General features: G+C 71.1%; 4 protein-coding genes. 1 reads left to right on the top strand and 3 read right to left on the bottom strand.

Annotation, left to right across the window (positions count from 1 at the left end; all coding sequences use genetic code 11):
• Window positions 1-1,488, bottom strand: a 1,488-nt coding sequence (locus ACFW2E_RS07040) for an MMPL family transporter (protein ID WP_384462595.1), incomplete at its 3' end; no start/stop codon positions are given.
• 120 nt (window positions 1,489-1,608) lie between these two features.
• Window positions 1,609-2,211 (bottom strand): TetR/AcrR family transcriptional regulator, encoded by a 603-nt coding sequence (locus tag ACFW2E_RS07035; protein WP_384462592.1) that lies wholly within the window; start codon window positions 2,209-2,211, stop codon window positions 1,609-1,611.
• Between the two features lie 166 nt (window positions 2,212-2,377).
• Between ACFW2E_RS07035 and ACFW2E_RS07030 the strand changes: the two genes are divergently transcribed.
• The gene (locus ACFW2E_RS07030) at window positions 2,378-5,626 is read left to right on the top strand and encodes a S41 family peptidase (RefSeq protein WP_384462589.1); all 3,249 of its coding nucleotides are present in this window, start codon (window positions 2,378-2,380) and stop codon (window positions 5,624-5,626) included.
• A 48-nt stretch (window positions 5,627-5,674) separates the two neighbouring features.
• On the opposite strand, the gene ACFW2E_RS07025 is transcribed toward ACFW2E_RS07030, so the two are convergent.
• Window positions 5,675-5,890: a hypothetical protein gene (locus ACFW2E_RS07025; RefSeq protein ID WP_384462586.1), complete on the bottom strand. Its 216-nt coding sequence runs from the start codon at window positions 5,888-5,890 to the stop codon at window positions 5,675-5,677.
• Window positions 5,891-6,000 lie beyond the last annotated feature (110 nt).

The raw sequence follows: 6,000 nt of genomic DNA, 5'->3' as shown, positions 1-6,000 counted from the left end.
GTCGCGGATCGCTTTCACCATGTCCTCGGTGGTCGCCGAGGACTTCTTGGACTTCGGGATCACGGTGATCGTTGCGGTGTCACCGGCCTTGTTGGGCGCGGCCGGGGTCACCGTCACGACGTCCGTGAGCCCCTTGATCTCCTTGCCGACCTCCTTGAAGGCGGACTTGGGATGGTCGCTGTCCTTGGCGTCGACCACGACCATCAGGGGGCCGTTGAAGCCGGGCCCGAAGCCCTCGGAGAGCAGGTCGTAGGCGCGGCGCTGCGTCGTCGACGTCGGCTGGGAGCCGTCGTCGGGCAGGCCCAGCTCCAGCGAGCCGGCGGGGACGGCCGCGGCACCGAGGCCGACGACGCCCAGCAGCAGGACGGCGACCGGGCGGCGCACGACGAAGCTCGCCCAGCGGGTACCCATGTTCGGCCGGCCGGCCTTGTGGGGGTGCTTGTCCTTGCGGCCGCCGCCGAGCAGCTTGCTCTTCTCGCCGGCCGGCCGGACCCTGCGGCCGGCGTAGCCGAGCAGCGCCGGGATCAGGGTGAGCGCGATCAGGACCGCGATGGCGACCGTGCCCGCGGCGGCCACACCCATCTTGGTCAGCATCGGGATGTTGACCACGGACAGGCCGACCAGGGCGATCACCACGGTCAGGCCCGCGAAGACCACCGCGGAGCCCGCCGTGCCGGCCGCCCGCCCGGCCGCTTCCTCGCGCTCGCGGCCCTCGGCCAGTTCGGCGCGGTAGCGGGAGACGATGAACAGCGCGTAGTCGATGCCGACGGCGAGGCCGATCATCGAGGCCAGGGTGGAGGTGGTGGTGCCCAGGTCCAGGGCGCTGGCGAGCGCGGCGATGGTGGAGACGCCGATGCCGACACCGATGAGGGCGGTGACCAGCGGCAGTCCGGCCGCGAGCAGCGAGCCGAAGGTGATGACGAGGACGACCGCGGCGATCGCGATGCCGATGACCTCGGTGGCGCCGGTCTCGGGCGCGGCGTTCAGGGCGTCACCGCCGACCTCGACGGTCAGCCCCGCGTCCCGCGCGTCCTGCGCGGCCTCCTTGAGGGCGTCGCGCGTGGAGTCCTCCAGCTCCATGCCGGAGACCTTGTACCGCACCGACGCGTAGGCGATCGTGCGGTCCTTGCTGACGGCCCCGGTCTTGTAGGGGTCGGCGACCGAGGCGACCTCGGAGCCGTCCTTCAGCTCCGCGACCGTCTTCTTCACGATCTTCTTGTTGGCGGCGGCCGTCATCTTCTCGCCGCTCGGCGCCTTGAAGACGACACGTGCGGTGGCGCCGTCGGCGGTCATGCCGGGGAAGCGCTGTTCCAGCAGGTCGAAGGCCTTCTGGGCCTCCGTGCCGGGGACGGAGAAGGAGCTGTTGCCGGCCGCGGGGGCGCTCGCCGCGCCGACGCCCGCCAGCGTCAGCAGCGCCACCCATATGAGGGCGACGAAGTGCCGTCGCCGGAAGGCGAGTCGGCCCAGTTTGTAGAGGTACGTGGCCACGAGGGCGTACTCCCGGTCAGTCGTGGGGTGTTCAGGGCAGGGGTGATCAACCCCGTGGGTGGCAGGGGTGACCGGCCCGACGACGTGAGCGGTGACGTCAGGTGGGGCTGAGGGGACTTGTCAGTGGGTGGGCGCGCCGAGGGCGGGGAGGACCACGGCGTCGATGTACGAAAGCAGGAACTGCTGCGTCGGCGGCTGCTCGTCGATCAGTGTGCGAGCGGCGAACCCGCCGATCATCATGTGCATCACGAACCCGATCGCCGGGTTGTCCGCGTGGACCTCTCCCCGGTCGATCGCCCGCTGGATCACACGGCGGAACTCCGCCATCTCCGGCTCGATGAGATGCTCCCGGAACGCCTTGAGGAGGTCCGGGTTGCCGTGCATCGCCATGGCCAGTCCCCGCATCAGTGCGGAGTTCTGCTCCATCTCGCAGTCGTCCGAGCGCAGCGTGAGGGCGTGCAGGTCGCCCTTGAGCGACCCGGTGTCGACCTCGTCGGCCGAACCGCCCGGCTTGCTGTGGCGTACCGCTTTCGCCACCAGCTCCGCCTTGCCGCCCCACTGGCGGTAGAGCGTCGCCTTGCTGGACCGCGTACGGGCGGCCACGGCGTCCATGGTGAGGGCGTCGTAGCCGACTTCGCGGAGCAGGTCGAGCACGGCCTCGTACAGCTCGGCCTCGCGCTCGGGGGTGATACGACTGCGGCGCGCCGTGGCGACCTCGGTCATCGTTCCCACCTTCCCACTCCGAACGACACGGTTTCGTACGTGACGAATGTAGCGCACCCATTCTGCGAAACGAAACAGTTTCGTACGTGTGCTGGGTCACGTCCGGAACCCTCGTACGGATATTTCACAAGTTGCTCCGCTCCATCCCCCGGAAAAGCATGGGGAGGTGAGCTATCTGCGCATGCCGCACCTCAGCGGCGAACTCCTGTGCTTCGTGGCCGAGGACGACCTCTGGCTGGCCCCCCTCGACGCCCCGGGCCGCGCCTGGCGGCTCACGGTGGACCGCACCAAGACCGGCCACCCGCGCTTCTCGCCCGACGGCCGCCACATCGCGTACACGAGCTGGCGCAGCCTGGTGCCCGAGATCCACGTGGTCGGCGTGGACGGCGGGCCGGGGCGGCAGCTGACGTACTGGGGAAGCGCCGACACCCAGGTGTGCGGCTGGACACCGGACGGGGAGATCCTCGCGGTCGCCTCCCACAGCCAGCCCTTCTCCTACTTCACCTGGGCCTACAAGGTCACCACCGACGGCGACCCCGGCCGCAAGCTCCCCTGGGGCCCGGTCTCCGACATCCAGGTCGCCGACCTCGACGAGGGGCACCGGACCCTGCTCCTGACCGGCACCCCGCCGCACGAACCCGCCGCCTGGAAGCGCTACCGGGGCGGCGCGACGGGCCGCCTGTGGCTGCACGGGCAGCGGCTGCTGCCGGACATCGGCGGCCACCTCGCCTGCCCCATGTTCGTCGGCGGCCGCATCGCATTCCTCTCCGACCACGAGGGCATCGGCAATCTCTACTCGTGCGCCCACGACGGCTCCGACCTGCGCCGCCACACCGACCACGACGCCTTCTACGCCCGGCACGCCTCGAGCGACGGCACACGGGTGGTGTACCAGTGCGCAGGCGGCCTGTGGCTGGTGGACGACCTCTCCCCGGACTCGGTGCCGCGCAAACTGGACGTCCGCCTGTCCGGCGCCCGCGCGGGACGCCGCAGGTACCAGGTGCCGGCCGCCCAGCACGTGGACGGCCTCTCGGTCGACGAGACGGGCCGGGCCAGCGCCGTCGTCGTACGCGGCAGCCTGCACTGGCTCACCCATCGCGACGGTCCGGCACGCACCATCACGGACACGCCCGGTGTCCGGGTCCGGCTTCCGGAGATGCTGGGCTCCACCGGCCAGGTCGCCTACGTCACGGACGCCGGGGGCGAGGACGCGATCGAGATCGCCCATCTGCCCCGCGCCAGCGGCGACCGTGCGCCGCGCCGGCTGGCCTCGGGCGAACTGGGCCGGGTCCTGGAACTGGTCTCGGACCCGCTCGGTGAGCGCCTCGCCATCGCCTCGCACGACGGACGGCTGCTGCTGATCGACACGAGCGAGGACTCGAACGGCGAGGTGACCGAGCTGATCCGGTCCATCAACGGCCCGGTGCGGGACCTGGCCTTCTCGCCGGACGGGTCCTGGCTGACCTGGTCGCATCCCGGGATCGGCCGGTCGCTCCGGCAGATCAAGATGGCCCGTATCTCCGGTCCCGGACAGCCGGACCGACTGGTCGTGGACGTCACCAACGGCCGCTTCGAAGACGAGAACCCCGTCTTCACCCGGGACGGCCGCTATCTGGCGTTCCTGTCCTGGCGCGGCTTCGACCCGGTGTACGACGTCCACACCGGCGACCTGTCCTTCCCGCTCGGCTGCCGCCCGTACCTGGTCCCGCTGTCCTCGGCCACCCCCTCCCCCTTCGCCCTGAACCCCGAGGGCCGGCCGGCCGCCGGGGGGCTGGATCCCGTGGAGGACGAGGAGACCGGCGAGGGCGGCGCGGTGACCGTGGAGGTCGAGGGGCTGGAGAACAGGGTCACCCCGTTCCCGGTCTCCGCCTCCAAGTACTCGGGGCTGCTGCCGGTCTCCGGCGGCGGCCTGGTCTGGCTGCGCTGGCCGATCTCGGGCGCGCTGGGCGAGACGTTCGCGAACCCCAACGACCCCAGTGAGCGGCCCACGCTGGAGTACTTCAACCTCACCAAGGCGAAGAAGTCCCAACTCGTCGACCATCTCGACTGGTTCTCGGTGAGCGGCGACGGCACACGGCTGGTGGTCATGGACGAGGGCGACCTACGGGCCGTCCCCGCGACCGAGCCCGGCGACGGCGACACCACGACCTGGATCGACCTGCGCCGCATCCTGCACGAGGCCGACCCGCCCGCCGAGTGGCGCCAGGCGTACGCGGAGGCCGGCCGTCTGATCCGGGACTACTTCTGGGAGCCGCACATGTGCGGCATCGACTGGGACGCGATCCTCGACCAGTACCGGCCGCTGGTCGAACGGGTCGACTCCCCCGACGAGTTCGCCGACCTGCTGCGCGAGGTGCTGGGCGAGCTGGGCACCTCCCACGCCTATGTCTCGCCCGCCCGGCGCAACGAGGGACCGCCGCACTACCAGCGCCCGCAGGGCCTGCTCGGCGCCAACCTGGTATGCCGGGACGGCAGTTGGCTGATCAAGCGGATCCTGCCCGGCGACTCCTCCGACTCCAAGGCCCGCTCCCCGCTGGCCGGCACGGGCATCCGGGAGGGCGCGGTGCTCACCCACGTGGACGGCCGGCCGGTAGACCCGATGACGGGCCCGTATCCACTGCTGGCGGGTTCGGGCGGTACGACGGTGGAGCTGACGTTCACCCCGGCGGAGGGCGAGGCGGGCCCGGCGCGGCGGGTGGCCGTCGTCCCCCTCGTCGACGAGCGGCCGCTGCGCTACCAGGACTGGGTGGCCAAACGCCGCCAGGTCGTAAGGGAGTTGAGCGGCGGCAAGTGCGGCTATCTGCACATCCCCGACCTGGGCGGCTCGGGCTGGGCCCAGTTCAACCGCGACGTGCGCATGGAGGTGTCCCGGCCCGCGCTCATCGTGGACGTACGCGGCAACGCGGGCGGGCACATCAGCGAGCTGGTCATCGAGAAGCTGACCCGCACCATCCTCGGCTGGGACCTGACGCGGAACGCGCAGCCGGTGTCGTACGCCTCGAACGCGCCGCGCGGCCCCATCGTCGCCCTGGCCGACGAGGCGACCTCCTCCGACGGCGACATGATCACGGCGGCCATCAAGCTGCTCAGGCTCGGTCCGGTGGTCGGGCAGCGCACATGGGGCGGTGTGGTCGGCATGACCGGGCGGCACCGGCTGGGCGACGGCACCGTGATCACCGTGCCGATGAACGCGGCCTGGTTCGACGCCTACGGCTGGTCCGTCGAGAATCACGGCGTCGCTCCCGACCTGGAGATCCTGCGCACCCCGCTGGACTGGGCCGAGGGCCGTCACGCGCAGATGGACGACGCGGTGCAGCTGGCCCTGGACCTGCTGACCACCAACCCGGCGGCGGCCCCGCCGGACTACAGCGACGTGCCAGACCGGTCGCGTCCGAAGCTGCCGCCGCGGACATGAGAAGGGGTGCCCCCGCCGGGGGCACCCCTTCCGCTCGGACCGCCGGCGTCAGGCGTCGTAGTCCATGTCCATGCGGTCACGCATGTCGTGCTCGGACTCGTCGACGTCCCGCAGGTTCTGGCGGGCGCGCTCGCCCTGCTGCTGACCGCGCTGGGCCGGCTGCTGACCGCGCTGGGCCGGCTGCTGACCGCGCTGGGCGCCCTTCTGCTTGCCCTGGGTCTTCAGCTCGTTGGTCTTGTCCTTGAACTGGTCCTTCATACCCATGTGGGTTCACTCCCGTAGAGGGTGAGGGGTTTGGCCCCTCTGGTGGGGCCTCGACCAGATTCACATGGGCCGACACGCTGCGCATGTCGATCAGTCACGGTGAGTAGCAA

This window comes from Streptomyces sp. NPDC058964 (assembly GCF_042741275.1).
GTDB lineage: Bacteria > Actinomycetota > Actinomycetes > Streptomycetales > Streptomycetaceae > Streptomyces.
This window is presented reverse-complemented; position numbering and strand designations above follow the sequence as displayed.

Coding starts and splice junctions, on each gene's coding strand:
- ACFW2E_RS07035 (WP_384462592.1), bottom strand. CDS start 2,211: ATGACCGAGGTCGCCACGGCGCGCCGCAGTCGTATCACCCCCGAGCGC.
- ACFW2E_RS07025 (WP_384462586.1), bottom strand. CDS start 5,890: ATGGGTATGAAGGACCAGTTCAAGGACAAGACCAACGAGCTGAAGACC.